The 21,246-nt window shown below is 42.6% G+C and carries 16 protein-coding genes; 3 read left to right on the forward strand and 13 right to left on the reverse strand.

Going from position 1 to position 21,246, the window contains the following annotated elements; all coding sequences use genetic code 11:
* Window position 1: 1 nt before the first annotated feature.
* The 3 genes from ilvD to ilvG all read right to left on the reverse strand — a co-directional run bounded on the left by ilvD (window position 2) and on the right by ilvG (window position 3,854).
* The gene (ilvD, locus tag NO991_RS10260; RefSeq protein ID WP_054554111.1) at window positions 2-1,858 is read right to left on the reverse strand and encodes a dihydroxy-acid dehydratase; all 1,857 of its coding nucleotides are present in this window, start codon (window positions 1,856-1,858) and stop codon (window positions 2-4) included.
* A 104-nt stretch (window positions 1,859-1,962) separates the two neighbouring features.
* Window positions 1,963-2,208 (reverse strand): acetolactate synthase 2 small subunit, encoded by a 246-nt coding sequence (ilvM, locus tag NO991_RS10265; protein WP_054554110.1) that lies wholly within the window; start codon window positions 2,206-2,208, stop codon window positions 1,963-1,965.
* Window positions 2,205-3,854 (reverse strand): acetolactate synthase 2 catalytic subunit, encoded by a 1,650-nt coding sequence (gene ilvG, locus NO991_RS10270; protein ID WP_058585968.1) that lies wholly within the window; start codon window positions 3,852-3,854, stop codon window positions 2,205-2,207. The genes ilvM and ilvG overlap by 4 nt, the downstream gene beginning before the upstream one ends.
* Window positions 3,855-4,390: 536 nt before the next feature.
* On the opposite strand from ilvG, the gene NO991_RS10275 reads away from it, so the two are divergent.
* Window positions 4,391-5,269, forward strand: coding sequence for a TraB/GumN family protein (locus NO991_RS10275; protein ID WP_371351975.1), 879 nt, complete (start codon window positions 4,391-4,393; stop codon window positions 5,267-5,269).
* A 26-nt stretch (window positions 5,270-5,295) separates the two neighbouring features.
* On the opposite strand, the gene modF is transcribed toward NO991_RS10275, so the two are convergent.
* On the reverse strand, window positions 5,296-6,753 hold the full coding sequence (gene modF / locus NO991_RS10280; protein WP_199530009.1) for a molybdate ABC transporter ATP-binding protein ModF: 1,458 nt from the start codon (window positions 6,751-6,753) through the stop codon (window positions 5,296-5,298).
* 129 nt (window positions 6,754-6,882) lie between these two features.
* Between modF and NO991_RS10285 the strand changes: the two genes are divergently transcribed.
* Window positions 6,883-7,506, forward strand: a complete 624-nt coding sequence (locus tag NO991_RS10285) for a DUF4097 family beta strand repeat-containing protein (RefSeq protein WP_138601195.1) — start codon at window positions 6,883-6,885, stop codon at window positions 7,504-7,506.
* A 13-nt stretch (window positions 7,507-7,519) separates the two neighbouring features.
* Here NO991_RS10285 and NO991_RS10290 read toward each other — a convergent pair whose 3' ends face one another.
* The 5 genes from NO991_RS10290 to NO991_RS10310 form a co-directional block, all read right to left on the reverse strand.
* Window positions 7,520-9,271 carry a response regulator gene (locus NO991_RS10290; protein WP_054554105.1) on the reverse strand — a complete coding sequence of 584 codons (1,752 nt, stop codon included), beginning with the start codon at window positions 9,269-9,271 and terminating at the stop codon, window positions 7,520-7,522.
* Window positions 9,272-9,368: 97 nt separating this feature from the next.
* On the reverse strand, window positions 9,369-11,705 hold the full coding sequence (locus NO991_RS10295) for a fatty acid cis/trans isomerase (RefSeq protein WP_300362589.1): 2,337 nt from the start codon (window positions 11,703-11,705) through the stop codon (window positions 9,369-9,371).
* Window positions 11,702-12,082, reverse strand: a complete 381-nt coding sequence (locus NO991_RS10300) for a hypothetical protein (protein ID WP_054554103.1) — start codon at window positions 12,080-12,082, stop codon at window positions 11,702-11,704. The genes NO991_RS10295 and NO991_RS10300 overlap by 4 nt, the downstream gene beginning before the upstream one ends.
* 138 nt (window positions 12,083-12,220) lie before the next feature.
* Window positions 12,221-12,886 carry an SDR family oxidoreductase gene (locus NO991_RS10305; protein WP_199530011.1) on the reverse strand — a complete coding sequence of 222 codons (666 nt, stop codon included), beginning with the start codon at window positions 12,884-12,886 and terminating at the stop codon, window positions 12,221-12,223.
* A gap of 113 nt (window positions 12,887-12,999) precedes the next feature.
* Window positions 13,000-13,794: a VOC family protein gene (locus NO991_RS10310; RefSeq protein ID WP_138601202.1), complete on the reverse strand. Its 795-nt coding sequence runs from the start codon at window positions 13,792-13,794 to the stop codon at window positions 13,000-13,002.
* A 231-nt stretch (window positions 13,795-14,025) separates the two neighbouring features.
* Between NO991_RS10310 and NO991_RS10315 the strand changes: the two genes are divergently transcribed.
* Window positions 14,026-16,092: a TonB-dependent receptor gene (locus tag NO991_RS10315; protein WP_300418962.1), complete on the forward strand. Its 2,067-nt coding sequence runs from the start codon at window positions 14,026-14,028 to the stop codon at window positions 16,090-16,092.
* A gap of 53 nt (window positions 16,093-16,145) precedes the next feature.
* On the opposite strand, the gene NO991_RS10320 is transcribed toward NO991_RS10315, so the two are convergent.
* From NO991_RS10320 to NO991_RS10335, 4 genes are all read right to left on the reverse strand, one after another.
* On the reverse strand, window positions 16,146-16,862 hold the full coding sequence (locus NO991_RS10320) for a hypothetical protein (RefSeq protein ID WP_166339644.1): 717 nt from the start codon (window positions 16,860-16,862) through the stop codon (window positions 16,146-16,148).
* Between the two features lie 72 nt (window positions 16,863-16,934).
* Entirely contained in the window at window positions 16,935-18,731 is a 1,797-nt protein-coding gene (locus NO991_RS10325; protein ID WP_138619844.1) for an alkaline phosphatase, read from the reverse strand.
* 11 nt (window positions 18,732-18,742) lie between these two features.
* Window positions 18,743-20,332 (reverse strand): alkaline phosphatase, encoded by a 1,590-nt coding sequence (locus NO991_RS10330; protein WP_300362829.1) that lies wholly within the window; start codon window positions 20,330-20,332, stop codon window positions 18,743-18,745.
* A 515-nt stretch (window positions 20,333-20,847) separates the two neighbouring features.
* Window positions 20,848-21,246: elongation factor Tu (locus tag NO991_RS10335; protein WP_371351976.1), on the reverse strand; the 399-nt coding region annotated here is incomplete at its 5' end.

Here is a 21,246-nt window from a genome sequence, read left to right on the forward strand (position 1 = left end):
ATTAACTAAGCTCCTCAAGTTTTGCTAAATCGCGAACAGCTCCTTTGTCTGCACTGGTTGCAAGTAATGCATAGGCTTTAAGTGCAGATGAAACATAGCGGTCACGATCAAGTGGTTTATAAGCATCTTTACCGCGTGCTAGTTGCTTTTGTTTACGCGCTTCAAGCTCTTCATCAGACAACGCCAAAGTGATTTCACGGGTTGCGATATCAATTACTATTTTATCGCCATTTTCAACATAAGCGATTGCACCACCGCTTGCTGCTTCTGGTGAAACGTGACCAATTGATAAACCTGATGTACCACCCGAGAAACGACCATCGGTGATAAGCGCACACTTTTCACCTAAGCCCATTGATTTTAAGTAACTCGTTGGATACAGCATTTCTTGCATGCCTGGGCCGCCTTTTGGCCCTTCGTAACGAATTACAACAACATCGCCTGCTTTTACTTCACCATTAAGGATGCCTTCAACCGAATCATCTTGTGATTCGTATACAACAGCAGGGCCTTCAAAGTGCAGCATTTCTTCAACTACGCCAGCACTTTTAACAATACAGCCATCAAGGGCTAAGTTACCTGAAAGTACAGCTAGGCCACCATCTTGACGAAAGGCATTTTCAACACTGCGGATACAGCCGTTTTCACGGTCATTATCAAGTTCTGGCCAGCGACATTCTTGGCTCATTGCTTTTGTAGTACGGATACCGGCTGGGCCTGCTTTATAGAATTTTTGCGCTACTTCATTATTCGGATCGGTGGCATCCCATTTAGCCACCATTTCAGCCATACTGTGGCCTGCAACGTGATCAACAGATAAATCAACAAGGCCTGCTTTACCTAACTCACGGATAATTGCCATCATGCCACCAGCGCGGTGCACATCTTCAATGTGATATTTATTGGTTGCGGGTGCCACTTTACAAAGGAAAGGAGTTTTACGGGAAAGCTCATCGATGTGCGACATGTCAAAATCGACACCCGCTTCTTGCGCGGCAGCTAATAAGTGTAAAACCGTATTTGATGAACCACCCATAGCAATATCAACTACCATTGCATTCATAAAGGCAGTGCGATTGGCAATCGCACGTGGTAATACTGCTGCATTATCTTTTTGATAATACTCACGGCATAAATCAACAATGCGCGCACCTGCTTCAACGTAAAGTTGTTTACGGTCTTTATGCGTAGCAAGTGTGGTACCGTTACCCGGCAGCGCTAAACCAATCGCTTCTAATAAGCAGTTCATTGAGTTGGCAGTAAACATACCCGAACACGAACCACAAGTAGGACACGCAGAACGCTCGACTTTTTCAGAGTCTTCATCGCTTACTGTGGTATCAGCGCCTTTCACCATGGCATCCACTAAATCAAGTTTAATGTCGATATCAGCTAGGCGTGTTTTACCCGCTTCCATTGGACCACCTGATACGAAAATAACCGGAATATTTAAACGCAGTGCAGCTAGCATCATCCCTGGGGTGATTTTGTCGCAGTTAGAAATACAGATCATGGCATCGGCACAGTGTGCATTAACCATGTATTCCACTGAGTCAGCAATTAAGTCACGCGATGGTAGTGAATACAGCATGCCGCCGTGACCCATTGCGATACCATCGTCGATCGCAATAGTATTAAATTCTTTTGGTACACCACCGGCTTCGGTGATGGTTTCAGCCATCAGCTCACTAAGTTGGTTAAGGTGAACATGACCCGGTACAAACTGAGTATATGAGTTAACAACAGCGATAATTGGCTTACCGAAGTCTTTATCTGTCATCCCTGTTGCACGCCACAAAGCACGCGCCCCTGCACGTTTGCGACCTTCTGTTGTTGTTGCACTTCTTAATTTAGCCATAATTACCTCAGTTGTTGCAGTGGCATGCCACTGACTTCCTCATTCCTAATTTATTTCTCACTAAAGCATCACTCTGACTGCTCTAGTTACCTGTTGATTTTTTACTAGATTGCTTGTTGTTGAAATTGGTTTTCAACATTAACGTGTTTAACATCAACCAATTTATTCAATTGTGATGTTAGTAGATAAATTGGCTTATCGCTGTCTACCGTCATGGTGACGTGAAACGCTTCATCAGCCATTTCTAAATTCATGGTTGTTAGGTCAAAGCCGCGATGACGTGCAACGCGTAAAAAGCGCTCTACAGCGACACTTTGATTCTTTAGTGCAATCGTTAGGGTGTGTTTCATTTTACTGTCTCCGTCATCATTTCATCATTAGCTGCACCTGGTGGTACAAGCGGCCATACATTTTCTTTATCATCAATACAGGCATGCAGAATGTATGGACCTTCACTATTAACTAACGCATCAACCGCAGCATCGACTTCATCTGCTTTAGTGATGGTTTGACCTGGAATGCCAAACACCGCTGCTAACTGCACGAAATCAGGATTATCTGAAAGGTTTGTTTCAGAATAACGACCTTCAAAAAATAGCTGCTGCCATTGACGTACCATGCCTAAGCGCTGGTTATCTAAGATTAGAATTTTAACTGGCAGATTGTTACGGCGAATTGTAGCCAGTTCTTGAATGTTCATCATGATTGAGCCATCACCCGACACCGTGATCACAAAGTCATTTGGGCGCGCAACTTGGGCGCCTATAGCGGCCGGTAAACCAAAGCCCATGGTACCCGCACCACCACTACTTAAGTGATTACTTGGGTGGCTAAACTTCATGTGCTGTGCCACCCACATTTGGTGCTGACCCACATCACAGCACACGACGCCAGTTGATGGCATTTTTTGGCTTAGTTGGTTTAATAAATAAGGGGCAAATACTTTCTCGCCTGGATAGTCATAACGCCATGCATGTTCTTTCATCATGCTTTCGATGTGCGTTAACCACTCATCAGGCGTTACAAAACAATCAAGTTGCGGTAATGAGGTTTTTAAATCTGCGACTAATGATGCTTTTGCAGGCTTGCGCTTACCAACCTCTGCCGCGTCGATATCAAGGTGTATCACCTTTGCTTTTGCAGCAAATTTACTTAAGTTGCCAGTAACACGGTCGTCAAAACGAGCACCGATACAAACCAAAACATCACACTCTTGCACTGCTAAATTAGCCGCTTTACCGCCATGCATACCTAGCATACCCAAATCATATTCATAATCAGGCAATACACTACCTAGCGCTTTCAACGTTGATACCGCTGGCATATGTGTTTTTTCTAAAAATTGCATAAGCTCGTTTTGCGCATCAGCAGCTTGTACACCACCACCGATATACGCCACAGGACGCTGCGCCTCACTTAAGATTTGATTGGCTATCGCAACTTGGTTTGCGTCTAATTTTGGTAAATGATCTTCGGCGGCTAACCAAGGGTGGAATGGCACTTGCGCCATTTGGATGTCTTTTGGGATATCAACTAATACAGGGCCTGGGCGGCCGCTTTGCGCTAGGTGGATGGCTTCTTGTAGTATTTCGGCTAAGTCTTCAGCTCTTTCAACCATGTAACTATGTTTAGTACATGATAACGACATACCTAACACATCCACTTCCTGAAAGGCGTCGGAGCCTATCGCTGCGGTAGGTACTTGCCCTGTGATTGCAAGTAACGGCACTGAATCCATCATCGCATCAGCAAGGGCTGTTATTAAGTTAGTCGCACCAGGGCCTGAAGTTGCAAAGCACACACCTAACTTACCTGTGCTGCGGGCAAACCCCACAGCTGCAAAACCCGCTCCTTGTTCATGACGCGTCAAATAATGTTTGACTGGCGCACCGTACAAGGCGTCGTAAATAGGCATGATGGCACCACCTGGGTATCCAAAAACATCCTTAACGCCATGTTTGGCTAATAAATCGATTGTTAACTCTGCGCCTGTCATCGTAAATCCTCATTCCTCAGTGACATTGTGTATTTGCTGCGACTCAAACCTTAAAACGAAAAAGCCCCCCGAACTGTTAAGTGCGGGGGGCTTTTTAAATGCTTCACTTTTCTCTAAGCACTAACTAGCCCCCGCGGTAATAATAATCACCACGACGTTAATTAGAATTAGAGAAAGTTTGTTTGTAAGCATTTATCTGTAACCAAATTCTGTTCATTTGTAGCGGAAATCTAGCCATCCCGCTGTCTTTTTCTATTAGTACCGCGGTGGGGCCTGTAAGTCAACATAAAAATCAATTCAAAAAACTGGCTAAAAAGCAAAATTAAAGAAATAAATATTCAATAATTTTACATATAAAGATTTATATTTCACTATTTATTAAAAATTGAAATTTCATACCTCGTTATTTGCCATTCTATGATTGATTAATTTTTAGCAATTAGATGTGATTTTTCTGCATAAAGCCGATTTATTTTAACGCCTCAAAGAAAAATTAGTTTAGTATTGAAAATAACCACGTTATGAAAAGGAAAGTTATGAAATTCGTCCAGCGTATAAATGCCCTGTTTTTTATGGTGCTACTACTTGGTTTTAGCCAATATGCACTTGCAGAGCCGGGGTTATGGAAAGTAGAAAAAAACGGCGTTACTTCTTATTTATTCGGTACCGTGCATGTGGGTGATAACAGCATGAAAGGCTTACCAAGTAAGGTAACAAAAGCACTCGATAACTCAGATAAAGTCATTGTTGAGGTTGATATCAGCGCTATTTCACCGATGGAAATGCAGCGTCGCTCATTACCATTTATGATGCTGAAAAATGGCAAAACCTTACAATCAGAATTATCACCAGAAAACTATGCAAAACTGCAAAAGTACTTTGCGGATAAATCAATTGATATTGCGATGTTTAAGAACTTAGCACCGTGGGCGGTGATGGTCACCATGATGCAAATGGAGTTCCAAAGCGTTGGTTTTTCAGATCAATACGGCATAGACAAGCAAGTACTTGCTTATGCTCAAGAACATAAAATTTCTGTTGGTGAGCTAGAAACTCTTGAACGCCAAATGGAAATGTTTGAGCACTTAGCAATCATGAATGACAAAATGATCGAAGAAACGTTCGACCAACTTGCAGATGTAGACACCTACTTTTTTGGCCTCATCAAGGCTTGGAAATCAGGTGACATGAAAACACTTACACAGTTTTATAACGAAAGCTTTGATGACTCTCAGTATGGTCAGCTAAGCGAGCAAGTGATGTTGATAGACCGTAACAACGATTGGGTTAATCAACTATCTACTCGCATCGGTAAAGAAAAGCTGTTCATTGCAGTGGGCGCTTTGCACTTACCAGAGCAACACGGCTTATTGAAGCAATTAACAGATAAGGGTTTTACCGTTACCCGTATTTAAATGATTTCAATCGTTTAAAAAGCGCCTTATGGCGCTTTTTTTGTGAAATCAGCCATCTCTAAATAATTGTTGATACCGACTATTTTGTCACTCGCGTGGTGATTAACATACACCACGGTGCTGGTGCCTGCAGCACAGATTTTTTCTATTAGTAATAACACGCGCTGCCTATTCGCTTCATCAAGACCTAAGCAAGGCTCATCAAGAATCAACAAGTTAGGGTGTTTAACCATAGCCCGAGCAATCAACAATAAGCGCTGATCACCAAAAGACAGTTGGCTAAATGAACTGCTTTGTTTATCACTTAAACCTAATAACGCTAACCACTTTTTGGCAATGGCAAGTTGCTTATCAGTGGCTTTTTGGTAAAGACCAATGCTGTCATAAAAGCCCGAAACAACCGTATTGAGCGCAGTGATACTCACTCGATAATCCATATGTAGCGCGTTAGAGATATAACCAATGTGTTGTTTAATTTGCCAAATACTCTCACCGCTGCCGCGCTGGTAACCAAACACCTTGATATCGTTGTTGTAACACTGCGGGTTATCACCCGTGATAAGGTTCAGCAAACAGGTTTTACCTGAACCATTTTTACCTGTTAACTGCCAATGTTCGCCTTGGTTAATTTGCCAGTTTAGTTTTTCAAATATAGCCTCGCCGCCATAACTGACTGATGCGTTGTTTAATCTTACCAGCATAGAGTCTGTGAGCGGAGGCGCTTGATGGTCAATATCTGCCTCAGGTATTTGTAGCTGAGTATGAGTAAGGTGCAATAGCTTAAGTAAATCATCGCGCTGCTCGGCTGTAGGCTTTGCTAATTGCTGAGCCACATGACCCTCTTTAACGTAGGCGTAATGATCCACAAAGTCAGGGATCTCAGTTAAGCGATTGAGCACAAAAATAAGGGTCGTTGTTTTACTAAGCTCAGTGAGTAGCTGATTAAGTTCAGCCATTGCCGTAACATCTAAACCATCAAAAGGCTCATCAAGCACAAGTAAATCTGGCCGACCGATTATGGCTTGAATCAACATTAGTTTGCGGGTTTCGCCGGTCGATAAATCGCGAAATGCCTTGCTAAGTTTGTCACTAAAATCAAATAGGCTTATTAGTTGCTGTAGCAAATCACTATCAAGCTGTTGCTCGTCTCGACCTGCAATAATCAGCTCATAAACTGTACTCGTAGCCGTAACACCCTCAATAATATCATCTTGATCTTTAGTTAACTCGGCCGCGAGGAGCTGCTTTTGGCTGTCTGGCGATACCAATGCTATACGCTCAAAGCTATTCTCATACTGGCCTTGCTCTATTTTCGCAAAACCAGCAATGGCAGCGGCCACAGCCGATTTACCCGCCCCATTGGCGCCAAGTAATACCCAATGCTGCAATGGCGATACATTGATATTGAGCTCATCTAAATAATAAACGTCATTGCCTTGGCCCTTCAGGCTGGCTCGAACATTAACCAACTGCACTTGTTGCACTTTGAATCCTCATTCTAAGTTACCGTTAGCTTGACGTTACCGCATTCGATAAAAAATTAAAAATCGTTTAAACCTTTTTTGAACACGGCTGCGACTAAGGTATAAAAGGTCATTAACAGGAATCAGACAATGAAAAAATTACTTTGTGTAGCAGCAATAGGCCTAGCACTTACAACAACATACGCAATGGCAAAAGACTCACGTGAGCTAAATCATAACTTTACAGTGAATGGCGCAAGCCAGCTTGATATTGATTTTCCGGTGGGCAGCTTAGAAGTCGAAAGTTATGACGGCAGTGAAGTCGTGGTTACGGTTCGCATTGAACCAAAAAATGACAATAGCTGGTTCAGCTCTGATGTTGACTTATCTGATATCGAATTAAGCCACTCGCAAAGTGCCAGCTCACTTAGCTTAAAATTAGATAACGATGACATTCAACAAAACTGGTATGTAAAAATGCCTAAATCAATGGCAATTGATGTTGAGCTAGGTGTAGGTGATATTGAAATTAACGACGCAAGTAATTCAGTTGAGATTGAGCTTGGTGTGGGCGCAGTAAGAATTGATAGTGCGCTTGACGATTACAGACGCATTGAACTGGATACCGGTGTGGGCGACACCAAGATTCGCGGCTTGAAAAAAGAGGCTAACACCAGCCGCAAAGTCGTTAGCTCTCACTCAAGCTACCGAGGCAATGGACTGCATGATATTGACGTTGAAGTAGGTGTTGGCGACATCAAAGTAACAAACTAATTTAACGCTTTGGTTATCCCTGTGAGCTCTCGGTAAATAAAATACTGAGAGCTTTTTGCACTGAATCTAGCGAGATCGGTTTGTATACATGTAGGTTAGCCCCAAGTTCATACACACGTTGTAAATCATCATTTGATGTATTGGCCGTCACCACCAAAATTGGCACCTGTTGCCCCTGCTCATTACGAATAATATCAATCGCTTTAAAGCCATCCATAACTGGCATATTCAAATCCATAAAGATTAAATCATACTGCTTATCTGACGCTTTATCTGTGGCGATTAAGCCATTTTCAGCGATATCAAAGCTGTAATTTAACTGCCCTAAAATACGACCTAATATAGTGGCATTCAACTGATTATCTTCCACAATTAAGCAGTGTAACTTATTGGGTAATAAAACCTCTGCGTCATCACCAGCGGCATTACTTAACTCTAAGCTAAGCACCACTTTAACACCTTGCGGTTGAGCACTTAAAAACTCAATATTCCCCTGCAAAGCTTTAACAATATGCACCACCCTCAACAAACCAGTTTTAAGGCCTTGAAAATGCTGCTCGCTATCATTTTCCAAGCTGAGTATATCGGTCGGTGGCTTTTCAAACCCTTTGCCGTTATCTTGCACTTCAATAATATAGTTTTGTTCGCCTTGGCTTCTTGCTGTGATCGCAATTCGACCTTGTTCAGCAGTAAATTTTACTGCATTGTTGATGAGTTCAGCCAAAACTTGCTGTAAACGAGCATGATCAGTGAGTACATCTTTGTTAAGAGATTCTGGAATATCGATACTAAGCAGAATATTCTTTTCGTCGCAAACATATTCAAATGGGGTGATCGCGTGTTTTAGAGTCGACTTTAAATTTCCACGACTCGGGTTTAATTGCCAATTTCCTGTTGTGAGCTGTTGTAAATCAACAAGTTCATCTAACATTGCGACTAATCTATTCACACAATAAACAGCTTGTTTTTTAGTTGCGAGCTGTTGTTCATTGATATCAAGCGCTTCAATAGAGGCTGTAAGGCCTTGTATTGGTGTTCGAAATTCATGACTTGCGCGAGCTATAAAGCGCTCTTTATTTTTGCTTATTTGCTCCGCATATTCTTTTTGAGTTTGATACTTATTAATTGTTTTAGCGATTAATGATTCCATTGGCTTAAAGACAAAAAATAGTTCAATCAATAACAACAGCAAAGCCGTTAACCAAAATATTAATTCAACTGTTGCAATAAATGTGACTTTTTTTACAGACTCTTGCTCAAGCAACTCAACAGCTACATCTAATTCATTTAATAAGACTTCAACTTGTTGAGTTTCGAAAACAGGCCCGTCAAAATCTGTGTAGTCGTCACGGCTATTTAATAGCTTCTGTGCTTTACTTACATAGCGCTTAACACGCGCATCAAGCTTATTTGGAGCAGCAAAGTAATGTGCCTCTAACTCCTGATTTAAATGACGAAACGTATTTGGACCATCGCGAGCAACCAAAAACTGGTGACCTGCAATAAACTGCTCAACGGTGTCTTGTAGCAGCTTGCGATGCTGTTGCTTTACAGGCAGAGACTTGTCATAAATTAATGCGTTACCATGCAAAGCAATCTTTTGAGAGAGCATTCGTTGCTTGCCGGCAATATTGATCACCTCGGCATCACCCTTTTGGATATACAACAAAGATTGAATCAAGGCCGCTGAAAAGGATATTAGAAGCGCTATCGCTAATAACCCCCAGCGATATCTTTTACGGATATCAATAACTAGGTTTAACATGCATTTCTCTGATCTTTTTATTTTATTCTAGTCTAAATTAAGCAGTAAAGCCCACTATTAAGTGGGCTTTATCAACAAACAAAGCAGTACTTAAAGGCTACCTATTTTCGAGGCGGTTATAATCAAATAACCCAAATTCGACACCTCGGTATTCTTTAGCTACACGATGCAAAATATCGCTGTATTGCCAAAACTGAGGATGCGTTCGACGAATTGCAAATTCGCTTTTCAGGTCTCTATATGCCGACTCATCAGTCACTTTAGCAAGCCCAGCTGAAAATGCAGCAACCTGTTGTTCGTTATGTAGATACCAAATTGCTTCTGGGTAATCACCAATAAACCCCGGTACAATTGTTACAGTATCTTCGTCATAAGCTCGCTGCCCTTCTTCATTCAATAAACTCGAAATATTGTAATGAGCATTGTGATGAATAAGAGTATAGGCTTTGTGCTGTTCATCGCCCTCTTTGACTAACACAAACGAAATTTGCGGCAGTAGATTAATTGCTTTGACAGGCAAATCATTTATTTGTGCAAGCGGTTCTGGCACTTTGGTGTAGTCATAACGAGGACTCAAAATTGGTTTGAGCTTCTCTTTAAGCATGTTATACAGCTCAGACTGCTGATCTGCTGTTTTGAATTCAATGCCAGTAGGTTGACTAAATGACAGTTCATCTTCAAAGAAACTGGTTAAACTAGGTGGTGATTTACGATACCACTGAGCTTTAACTTCTTTACGTTTAGCTTCTGGTAATAACGCCAGATAATTTGCTTCGCCTTCTAAGCGTAAAAAGTCCATATACAAACGAGTTAAAAGCTGATGACCTATATTGCCGTACACATCAAACCCCGCCACCAGCAAGTAATGAATACGTTCAAATAAGGCATAATCGAGTATCCAAGCAGTCTTTGGTTGCTGGCCTATCCACCCTTTTACAACCGTTGCACTATCGAAATGACGGAACACCGTCAGCGCTGCATTTTGGTTATGACCATCACCTTGCCAAAGTAAATCGGTGGTAAGGTGCTGACCGTTCTCAAACATCTTATTTGCCAGTGCAACTTTTGCTGATAAGTATTTGTTTTGGCGTTTTGAGTACTTTACCCAACTAGAAATCGGTAAAGCGTTACTTTCTTCTTCTGCAGGTAAAGCTAGCGCATCTTCATGTTGTAACAACATTTCACCGACTTTAGGTGTCGCCGCCATTTGAGGCTTAGCAAAACCAACCCAAAACTGATCGTTAATCACGTTTAACGCGATTTGACCACGACAAACAGGACCTTTAATAAAGCCCATGATTATAAGCTCTGCTTCATCAAGCATAAATTGATAACGCGAGTTTACTGGAATTGCTGCAAAAGCTTTAAACGGATTTGATGCTACTTCAGGCTTATAGCTTGGCAATTTATTTACTTGATAATCAGCTTCAATAAATTGCGAATGTAAGCGGGCAAGTTTTTCATCATTTAATGCTAAAGGTAAATGTGTTTTAGCTAAAATAGTCGAGCGGTCATGCATTAAACGATAGTAAACTCGTTCAACTTTAGGGTCTTCATAAGGGCGACGCGTGCTAATATGCTTGATCTCTTCTCCCGGCGGAGTCGAAGAGCGAACTAGTTTAAAGTAGCTGTGTTTATCGCCATGCTCAGGAAAATAAATATGCGCTAAGTACCAGTGCTCGTAAATATAACGAGCAGCTAGTTGATGCTTTAAACCATCTTGATTTAAGAAAGCTTCCCAGCGCTCCACTTGCTTAAGTACGCCTTTTTCAGGGGGCTCAATATGAGCAAGATATCCGCCTTTTCTGAGCCATTTAGCAAGGTGCTGAAACTCTTCGCTTGAGATCCCCGGTAAACCATATGGCATACCACTGTGTGGATTATCTTTAGCAAATGAATCAAACTCATTCATTGTGGTGCATGTTTGTTCACGATCGAGTGAAAAATCAAACTCATCACCTAAAATAGCTTGCTTAGGCAGAGGGCTGCTTTGCTTAAGCACCAAAGAGTTATAAAGCACGCTACCCGCTAGGTTCGCTTCTTCGGTTTGTACTCGCTCGTTAAGCACTGGCGTAAAGCCTTTTTCACGCCACTGAGCTGTGGTTGTAGCATCAAATAGTAAACGACTTGGCTCTTGTGCAAGCAAACGTGTGCCATCATAGACACGCTCTTTACTTAAACCTCGGTCAATTCCTTCCACAGAAGATAACTTAAGCTGACAAGGTGCATCATAACAGCCGTGACAAACCACACAACGAGTGTCAAGAATAGGTTTTACGTCACTTAAAAACTCGGCGCCTTCAAGTGTTGATGCAGCAACAACACGCTCTCTAGGTTGCTCTTCACCAAACAATTCATCGTAATGAGCAGCGCCTAAATATGCACAGCCACTTAAAAGAATAAGGCCGAATACGGTCGTGAGGGTTTTTCTCATCCTTCCTCCTCGATATCTTCAACGTCATCACCTAAATCGAAGGTTGGCATCATATCTACTTGCGGCGACACAAAAGTTTGATCATTGTCACAGCTAAGCATTGCGCTCAATAATGGCCCGCGAACTAAAGTTAACTGCGCGTCGTGCTCACTATTAATCAATACTTGATAATCATCATTTAACGCTTCAAGACGATATTCATTAATAGCAATAGCGACACTGCTATCAGCAGCTGGGTTTTGACAAAGCTGCGCGAGTAACTCTTCGCTTAACGTTACATGTAATAATAGATCTGGAGATTCAATATCGCGGCTATGAAGGTTTTCATCGAAATAAAAAAGAGGGAGGGTTAATTCGCTATTTTGCTCTAATTCCATGTGCTGTTCTCTACATCAAAATGACTTTTAATTGTACGAGTATAGCAAACTATAAGTTCAAAAATTAGCGAAACTTATCAGCAGTTAGCAGCTTTTTAGCTACTAACTAACCGAGTTATAAAAACAGTGAAAAAAGTATTACCAAGGTAGCGTTTCACCATTTGAATGCCAAAACCCACCTGTGTTGCTAAGGTTTAGTTCATCAATACGTTTGATGAGACGCTCTGCGGCAGTTTCAGGGCTGATATCGCCAGCAAAATTAACCATTTGCGTTTGTACAAAGCCTGGGTGAAATAAGCCAACAGCAATTTTTTTATCTTTTAACTCATAGGCTAAACTAACACTCGCGGCATTAAGGGCCGCCTTTGACATGCGATAACCAATGTAACCGCCCGAGCCGTTATCAGCAATTGAGCCCATGCGCGATGTAATCATCGCCACTTTAGCATCAATGCCTAAACTTTGCTGTAATGCATGCGTAATACGAATAGGCGCGATACTGTTCACGCTAATTTGCTTTTCGATGGCAGCAAAGTCCATATCAGCGAATGTTTCGTTGTGAAAAATACCGGCATTATTAACCAAAATATCAATTTTGTCGCCGTGTAAGTAATTGGCAAGTGTTGCAACATCATCGGCGTTAGATACATCAATGTCGCTAATAACTTTCACATCGAGTGCTTGAAGTTCTTCGCTTGGGGTGCGAACCACCGCGGTAACACGGTAACCTTGGGCTAAATACTGTTTACATAAATTAAGGCCAATACCTTTATTGGCCCCTGTAACCACCACATGCTTAGTCATCAATCTGCTCCTTAGTTGGGGTATTTATACCTAAACCACCTCAAGGTGCGAGTTTCTGCATCTTGATGAGGCTTAGGTGTATACTTTGGGACAGATTGGCAAAAACCAAGAGCTTAAGTTAATTCATCAATGGTTGACTTAAGAATAGAAAAAACGGCCCCTTGTGGGTCGGTAATCACACTAAAACGTCCAACATCTGGAATGTCTGTTGCTGGCACACAAATAGCGCCATTAAGCTGCGTTGCTTTGGCAACCGCCTGATCGCAATCTGCTACCGCAAAATACGGCATCCAATGCGGTGGAATATCATCTGGCCATTCATCGGTCATTTCGAGCATGCCTGCTATCGGTTGCTCATCAATAGTGAATAAGGTGTAGTCCATACCTTCCATGGGTTTCACCTCAAACTGCCATCCGAATAACTGACAATAAAAGTCGCGACTTTTTTGCATGTCTTTCGACACAAGCTCAAACCAATAAGGTAGGTTAAGCTCTTGCACTCTTTTAGCCCCGATATGCTCACCCGCTTGCCACAAGGCAAATGTTGCGCCGCCAGGCTCTTGCAGCATCACCATTCGACCTGCCGTCATGACATCATGTGGCCCTGCCAAAACCGTTGCCCCCAATGATTTTGCCAGCTCAGTGCTTTGGTCAACATCATCAACAGCAATATATAATAACCAATGGGTTGGCATCTCACTCATACTTGCAGGCAGTTGATACATAGCGGCAATATCATCACCTTGCTTTTGCAGCATGGTGTAATACATGTCTTCACCTATTGGCTGATCATCAAAACCCCAGTCAAAAAGTTGCGTGTAAAATTGCTTTGCAGCTTGCCAGTCTTTTGCGCATAACTCGGCCCAACAGAAAGTACCCGCAGGGTGTTTTGTATTTATTTTTGTCATGGCTGTTCCTCCTTCATTAACGGTAATCAACAAGCGGCTTTTTTACCAATTATTTTTTAAATTAATTAAATAACCGTTTAGAAAAATTAAATAATCATTATCAGTCACTTACAGAAAAACCAAAGTAAACCAAGTTTTTATAGCCTTTACACAATATTGATTGCGGCAATAAACACATGTATAAATACGAACAATTTTTAATAACAATTATATAGCGATTTAACGATGTCAATGAAATTTGCGCTTCCTTTTTTACTTACTCCTATCGCTGCGTTAGCAAATCAGGCTCAAGATATTGAGCGTATTACTGTTTCTACAACGCGTAGTACGGCACCTGTTAGTACTGTACCTGCAACTATCAGCGTTATTACCAGTGAAGACATTGCTGAGCAACTTGCTCATACTCAAGATCTATCGCAAATTTTAGGTAATTTATTACCGAGCTTTTCACCAAGCCGTCAAAAGATGACTAGCGCAGGTGAAACACTACGTGGCCGTGAACCGCTATACATGATTGATGGTGTACCTCAGTCGAACCCGCTGCGTAATGGTTCTCGTGACGGCAATACAATTGATCCTGCTATGATCGAACGCATCGAAGTGATCAGTGGTGCTAATGCAATCCAAGGCATGGGCGCAAGCGGCGGTATTATTAATATCATCACAAAATCAGCAGGCGATTTTAATCACCAAATGAGCGCAGGGTTTAGCACTCCGACAGACGGTGGCAGCGACAGCCAAAGCTATAAAGCCAGCTACTTATTCAGCCAACAGCTAGATGATATTAGTTTTATTGGCGGTGTATCGGCACGTAGTACTGGTATGTATCGCGATGGTAACGGAGACTTTATTGGGTTAGATGGCACACAAGGTGATACGCAAGACTCAACCAGCCTAGACCTATTTTTAAAAGTTAAATATCAGCTTGATAATGAACAAAGTATTCAAGCGATGCTGAACCACTACAAAATTGAGGGTAATGGAGATTTTGTTGCTATTAATGGTGACCCAACAACAGGCCTTGCCACATCAGCTGAAAAAGGCGATATAGAAGGTGATGCACCACGCAACCGTGTAACAACCTTCACCCTTGATTACAACCACACGAATATCGCTGGCGGCAACCTTGCAGTTCAGTTATTCACGCAAGATTTTGCGGCAATGTATGGCGGCGGTACATTTGGTACTTTCCAAGATCCTGAATTTGGTGAAAACCTTTACGACCAATCTCAAAACAAGTCACAAAAGTTTGGAAGTCGCGTTACTTATAATAAAGATAACCTATTAAGCAGCCAGTTTGATATTGCGACCGGTATCGATTTACTTTCTGACGAAACATACCAAGAGCTTGCGCAAACAGGTCGTCATTGGGTGCCAAAAACCAAGTTTAATAACATCGCACCATTCGCTCAGCTACGTTATGACGGCTTAGAAGATTGGACTTTCAATGCCGGTGTTCGTTACGAGTACGGCAAATTAAAAGTAGATGACTTTACTACCCTAGCATCTTACAACAGCAGCTTTGTAGAAGGCGGTGAGCCAAGCTTTAACGAATTATTAGAGAACTTAGGTGTTGTCTACCAAGTGACTGATGACCTTCGTTTCTACGCAAGCTACAGCGAAGGCTTTAGCATGGCCGATGTGGGGCGTGTACTGCGTGGTATAAACCAAGCTGGCTTATCGGTTGAAAGTTTCTTAAACCTAGAACCTGTGATTTCTGATAACCGCGAATTAGGTTTTGAATATGCAAGCGATAGCTTCAATATTAAAGCCAGCTACTTTGAATCTGACTCAGACTTAGGCTCTCGTTTACAAGCTGATGCTGATGGTATTTACAGTGTAAAACGTGAACGCACAGAGATCTCAGGTTTTGAAGCCAATGCACAGTATTACCTAACTAACAGCACAACATTCGGTGCAAGTTACGCTGATACAGAAGGCCAATATGACGGTGATGGCGACAATAAAGTAGAGAGCGACTTAGGCGGCAGCAATATTTCACCGACACGGTTAAACCTTTACTGGCAGCAACAATGGCCAGCAAGTTTGTCTAGCCGCTTACAAGTTAATAAAGTGTTTGATCGCGACTTTAATACTGGTGAAGAATTTGACGGCTACACAACCGTTGATTTATCAGTGCAATATCAAAGTGCTGAGTATGGTGCATTTAGCCTAGGTATCGATAACCTGCTAGATAAGTACTACATCACTTATTATGGGCAAACAAACCCATCGGCAACTCGCTATTTTGCAGGCACTGGCCGTACTGTAAATCTAACTTGGAACTATGCATTTTAGATTTAAGCTAAAGTAATTAAACAACAAAAAAGGCACCAAGGTGCCTTTTTTAATTAGTGATGATGACCGTGCTCACCTTTGAGCTGATTACCTTGCGCATCATAAAATCCACTTGCACCATGCTCAACAAACCCTAAGTTGATCATTTTAGCTAAAAATGGATCGCTTTCATTATCACCGATATCTGCGTAATCGGTCGTTTGATAGTTATCCCATTTCGCAAATTCTGCCTGAATCTTTTGCTGGTTGTAATGACTGGCTGTTAAAGCAATTTCACGGCTATAAGTTGGTGTTGAAATACGAATTGCTTTGAGTAACTTTTGATTGGCAAGCCAGCTTAGCTCTATTTTGCTCTCACCCTGCTGCTGTGTGTAATACTCTGTTAACTCACAGCCTTCACCGGTGCTTTTCTGGTGCGTCATTGAGGCTAAAAACTTATCGCTTACTAGCTGATATTTGCTACTCCAATCTTGTTCACCTTGCACTTCCGATGGTTGATACTCAATACCACGCTGGGCATGCTGAAAATAACGAATTGGGCGAATTTGTTGATTGCGCAACTGTTGCCATAATTCAATAAATTGTGGATTCTGCTTAGCCACCTGGTGAGGCGTACGCCAAAGGGTAAAAGTGTTTTCAGTATGCTGCTTATTAGCAACGATTTCTGTGGTGACTTTATAGTCTGCTTGCGTAAAACCGGTGTTCATATCGCATTGCCCTGCAACAGCAAGTGGACTAAGTAATGAGGCAAGTAAGATGGCTGCTTTCACGGGATTCTCTTTTGTCTTGGTTTACTTTATAACTAATTGAGTAAGGGAGGCATGGAGCCTCCCAAACACTCATTATTGTGCTAATTTAGCATCGGCTTGTTTAACAAGGTCAGCGGCATAATCCATAACATGGAAGATAAGGCTTTGCTCATTAGTGCCTGTTACTAAATGTGCACCTGGACCTACTGCATACACCCCCACATCTTCTGCTGCGTGTGTTTCAGAGCCTAGTGGTACAACAGCTTCTTGGTGGAAACCTGGCGTTGTTGTGTCAACATCTGTTAAATCAACACGACCCGTTACCGGTGCAAAGTTATAACCTGCATCAGCATCAGTCTCATCACCTAAGTCGCGGAAACCGCCACCATTGGTATAACCAACCGTTGTGTATGGCATGTTATCTGCTGCAAGTGATGGTTCATCACTACCCACAGGTACCACTTTACCTAAAATTGGGTTACCGCGTTTTGGGTAGCCTGCAATGGTAAATACGTGGCTGTGGTCAGCTGTTACTATGATTAGCGTGTCTTCAATGCTGGTTTTATCAAGAGCAACTTGTACTGCTTTTGAAAGCTCAACTGTGTCGCTTAGTGCATTGTAAGCATTACCAGCGTGGTGACCGTGGTCAATACGACCGGCTTCAACTGTTAGCATGAAACCATTGGCGTTGTTATCTAACACATCAATTGCTTTTGCTGTCATTTCAGCAAGTGAAGGCTCGCCTGCTACATCGTTTGCACGGTCTGCTTCGTATTGCATATGTGATTCATTGAATAAACCAAATACGCGCTCAGTTGACTCTGCATCAATTGCATCAAAACCAGCTTGGTCCATCACATATTGACCTGCAGGATATTTAGCTTTCCACTCGGCTGTTAGGTCACGACCATCTGTACGGTCACCTTCTACTGAGCTCACAGCATCAGCAGAGTTAAACGCTGCGTCTTTCGGTAAGAAATGACGACGACCACCGCCCATCACAACTTCTAAACCATCAACATCTAAGCCTTCGTAGCGTGCCTCTAGGTTTGCTTCAAAGTTAACTAACTGCGATGCAATATCTTCACAGCCAGCGGTAACTGCCGCTTCTGGCATATCTGATACGTCTTCCCAGTTACGGTCAGCCGATTTTGCATACGTTGCTGCAGGCGTTGCGTGAGTGATACGTGCTGTCGAAACAATACCCGTCGACTTACCGGCAATCTCAGCAAGCTCAGTGGCTGTAACTAGTTCATTACCTGCAACCGTTGCACAGTTACCACGTTCGATGTCTTCATCAACACCGATAACGCCAGCATCCGTTTTTACGCCCGATGCCATTGCTGTCATCGTACCCGCAGAATCAGGTGTTTGCGCATCAACGTTATAGGTTTTAGCAAACCCTGAGAATGGTAGTGTTTCAAAGCTTAGTTGATGTTCTTCTCCTAGCTTACCCTCTAGTTGACCGGCCATAATACGTGCTGCTGTGACAGTTGAAATACCCATGCCGTCACCAACAAACAGAATCACGTTTTTCGCTTTACCTGACTCTTTTACAACGGCAGCAATGTTTTCTTCGCTGCTAGCGACTTTAACTTGTGCTGACTTGAACCACTCGTTATTAGTCAACGGCGCTAATTGCGATGCCGTTAACGACGTTGCTGGTGCATTACATGCAACGCTTGTATCCGTTACTTCTGCTGAGTCTAGCTCACCGTTATCGTTGCTATCTTCACCGGTAAGGGTTTCTGTACCACCGTTTACGCACTGCTCAGAGCCAACAGCTAATGTATTTTCAATGGTTAATGTTTTTGGTGAGTTGTCATCGTCATCAGAACAACCCGCTAATGCCACTACTACAGCAAGAGAAATTAAATTTAGTTTTTTCATCGTCGTCGCCATTATTCTTCAATTAGTTCTAGAGCTTGGTTAATGATGTGGAAAATTACGTTTTGCTCCACAACGCCTTGTGCTAGTTGCGCACCTGGACCTTTTGCATGCAGTGAAATATCTTCACCTGCATGAGTCTCTGAACTTAGTGGCACAGTGGCTTCTTGGTGATAACCAGGAGTAGTCGTATCAACACCCGCTAAATCAACACGGCCTGCAAATGCCGCTTCGCTATAAGATGCATCAGCGTCGGTTTCATCGCCTAAATCGCGAAAACCTAAACCATTAGCATAACCAACTGTGGTGTAAGGCATACCATCTGCCGCAAGGCTTGGCTCTTCGCTACCAATAGCAACTACTTGACCTAAGATTGGATTACCACGCTTTGGGTAGCCCGCGATAGTGAATACGTGGCTGTGGTCGGCAGTAACAAGAATAAGAGTTTCTTCTGGGTTGGTGTTCTCAACTGCTGTTTGCACTGCTTTGGCAAATTCAACGGTATCGTTTAACGCGTTATAAGCATTGCCCGCATGGTGGCCATGGTCGATACGGCCTGATTCAACCGTTAAGAAAAAGCCTTTTTCATTGCTCTTTAAGATATCAATTGCTTTACCTGTCATTTCAGATAATGACGGTTCACCCGCTACATCGTTAGCGCGATCTGCTTCGTATTGCATGTGTGATTCGTTAAATAATGCAAATACACGTTTGCTGTCAGCATTTAGTGTATCGAAGCCTGCTTGGTCCATGACGTACTTACCATTAGGGTACATTTCTTGCCACTCAGCCGTTAGGTCACGCTCATCCGTACGGTCACCTTCTACTTCGCTCACTGCATCAGTTGAGTTAAACGTTGCGTCTTTTGGTAAGAAGTGACGACGACCACCGCCCATCACAACTTCAAGACCATCTACGTCAGTCCCTACGAAGCGTGCTTCTAGGTTCTTCTCAAAATTTACAAGTTGTGAGGCAATATCTTCACAACCGGCTTCTACAGCATCAGCCGGCATATCTGATACGTCTTCCCAGTTACGGTCAGCTGATTTTGCATAGGTTGCAGCCGGTGTTGCGTGAGTAATACGCGCCGTAGAGATAACACCTGTTGCTAAACCTTTAATTTCTGCCAGTTCTGTTGCGGTAATTAACTCGTTACCAGCAACAGTTCCACACTCGCCACGTTCGATATTTTCGTTAACACCAATTACACCTACATCGGTTTTAACACCTGAAATAATTGCTGTCATTGTGCCTGCAGAGTCAGGGGTTTGCGCATCAACGTTATAGGTTTTGATTTGCGCTGAGTATGGAAATTCTTCAAAGCTTAGTAAGCCTTCTTCGCCTGACTTGCCTTCCATTTGTCCCGCCATGATACGAGATGCAGTCAGCGTTGAGATCCCCATACCATCGCCAACAAATAAAATGACATTTTTAGCTTTAAACGTTTGCTCAGCCTGAGCCGCCGCCTCTTTTTCTGTTAATTTTGTTTCAGCGGCACTATACCAATCATTTTGTTTTTGACTGTCTGGTAACACACCTGCATTGGCCGTCGCTGACAATGCCAGCGTCAAACCAATTGCAGTAGCAATTTTATTAATTTTCATCGTTACGTTCCGTTAGTACGTTATTTTAAGAATTTGAGTGCTAACTAAACTGCACTTGGATAATTAGCGCAGCCATACTAAGAAGGCATTGTTACTAAAAAAGTGGTTTTTCATGACGAAATGATGAAACCAAAAACAACTTTAGCTATAGGTAAGTAATTAGTTTTAGTAGAAATAACAGAGTTGGTTGCTAGGTGTGAGTTTGCGAGTTTGCGAGTTTGCGAGTTTGCGAGTTTGCGAGGATAAAGTTTAAAGGGACGAGGTCAAACCTATTTGCAGAATGGCTATTTGAGTTCATAAAAGAAAAGGTTTACATGGATTGTGTTGGGTTTCGCTTCGCTCAAACCAACCTACCCGAAGAATGAATAGGGCAAATGCTGAGTGAGGCGCAGAACTAAACAACCCTCTCGATCTATGATGCCTGAAAGCTGACAGCTGGTAGCTTTTTTCACCCATAAAAAAACCCGAGACTAAGCTCGGGTTTTTCTTAATGCTTAATGCATCACTATAGTTGATTACTCAACGATAGTTGCAACAACACCAGCACCAACTGTACGGCCACCTTCACGGATAGCGAAGCGTAAACCTTCGTCCATCGCGATTGGGCAGATTAGTTCTACAGTCATCTTGATGTTATCACCAGGCATTACCATTTCAACGCCGTCTGGTAACTGTACGTCACCTGTTACGTCAGTTGTACGGAAGTAGAACTGTGGACGGTAACCTTTGAAGAATGGAGTGTGACGACCACCTTCATCTTTAGAAAGTACGTATACTTCTGAAGTGAACTTCGTGTGTGGAGTGATTGAACCAGGCTTAGCTAGTACTTGACCACGTTCAACGTCTTCACGCTTAGTACCACGTAGAAGTGCACCGATGTTCTCACCCGCACGACCTTCGTCTAGAAGCTTACG

This window comes from Pseudoalteromonas sp. DY56-GL22 (assembly GCF_041414715.1).
Lineage (GTDB): Bacteria > Pseudomonadota > Gammaproteobacteria > Enterobacterales > Alteromonadaceae > Pseudoalteromonas > Pseudoalteromonas simplex.

Excerpts from the sequence above, each read along its gene's own strand:
- ilvD (WP_054554111.1), bottom strand. The coding sequence starts at position 1,858 with ATGGCTAAATTAAGAAGTGCAACAACAACAGAAGGTCGCAAACGTGCA.
- ilvM (WP_054554110.1), bottom strand. The coding sequence starts at position 2,208 with ATGAAACACACCCTAACGATTGCACTAAAGAATCAAAGTGTCGCTGTA.
- ilvG (WP_058585968.1), bottom strand. The coding sequence starts at position 3,854 with ATGACAGGCGCAGAGTTAACAATCGATTTATTAGCCAAACATGGCGTT.
- NO991_RS10275 (WP_371351975.1), top strand. The coding sequence starts at position 4,391 with ATGAAATTCGTCCAGCGTATAAATGCCCTGTTTTTTATGGTGCTACTA.
- NO991_RS10285 (WP_138601195.1), top strand. The coding sequence starts at position 6,883 with ATGAAAAAATTACTTTGTGTAGCAGCAATAGGCCTAGCACTTACAACA.
- NO991_RS10290 (WP_054554105.1), bottom strand. The coding sequence starts at position 9,271 with ATGTTAAACCTAGTTATTGATATCCGTAAAAGATATCGCTGGGGGTTA.
- NO991_RS10295 (WP_300362589.1), bottom strand. The coding sequence starts at position 11,705 with ATGAGAAAAACCCTCACGACCGTATTCGGCCTTATTCTTTTAAGTGGC.
- NO991_RS10300 (WP_054554103.1), bottom strand. The coding sequence starts at position 12,082 with ATGGAATTAGAGCAAAATAGCGAATTAACCCTCCCTCTTTTTTATTTC.
- NO991_RS10305 (WP_199530011.1), bottom strand. The coding sequence starts at position 12,886 with ATGACTAAGCATGTGGTGGTTACAGGGGCCAATAAAGGTATTGGCCTT.
- NO991_RS10310 (WP_138601202.1), bottom strand. The coding sequence starts at position 13,794 with ATGACAAAAATAAATACAAAACACCCTGCGGGTACTTTCTGTTGGGCC.
- NO991_RS10315 (WP_300418962.1), top strand. The coding sequence starts at position 14,026 with ATGAAATTTGCGCTTCCTTTTTTACTTACTCCTATCGCTGCGTTAGCA.
- NO991_RS10325 (WP_138619844.1), bottom strand. The coding sequence starts at position 18,731 with ATGAAAAAACTAAATTTAATTTCTCTTGCTGTAGTAGTGGCATTAGCG.
- NO991_RS10330 (WP_300362829.1), bottom strand. The coding sequence starts at position 20,332 with ATGAAAATTAATAAAATTGCTACTGCAATTGGTTTGACGCTGGCATTG.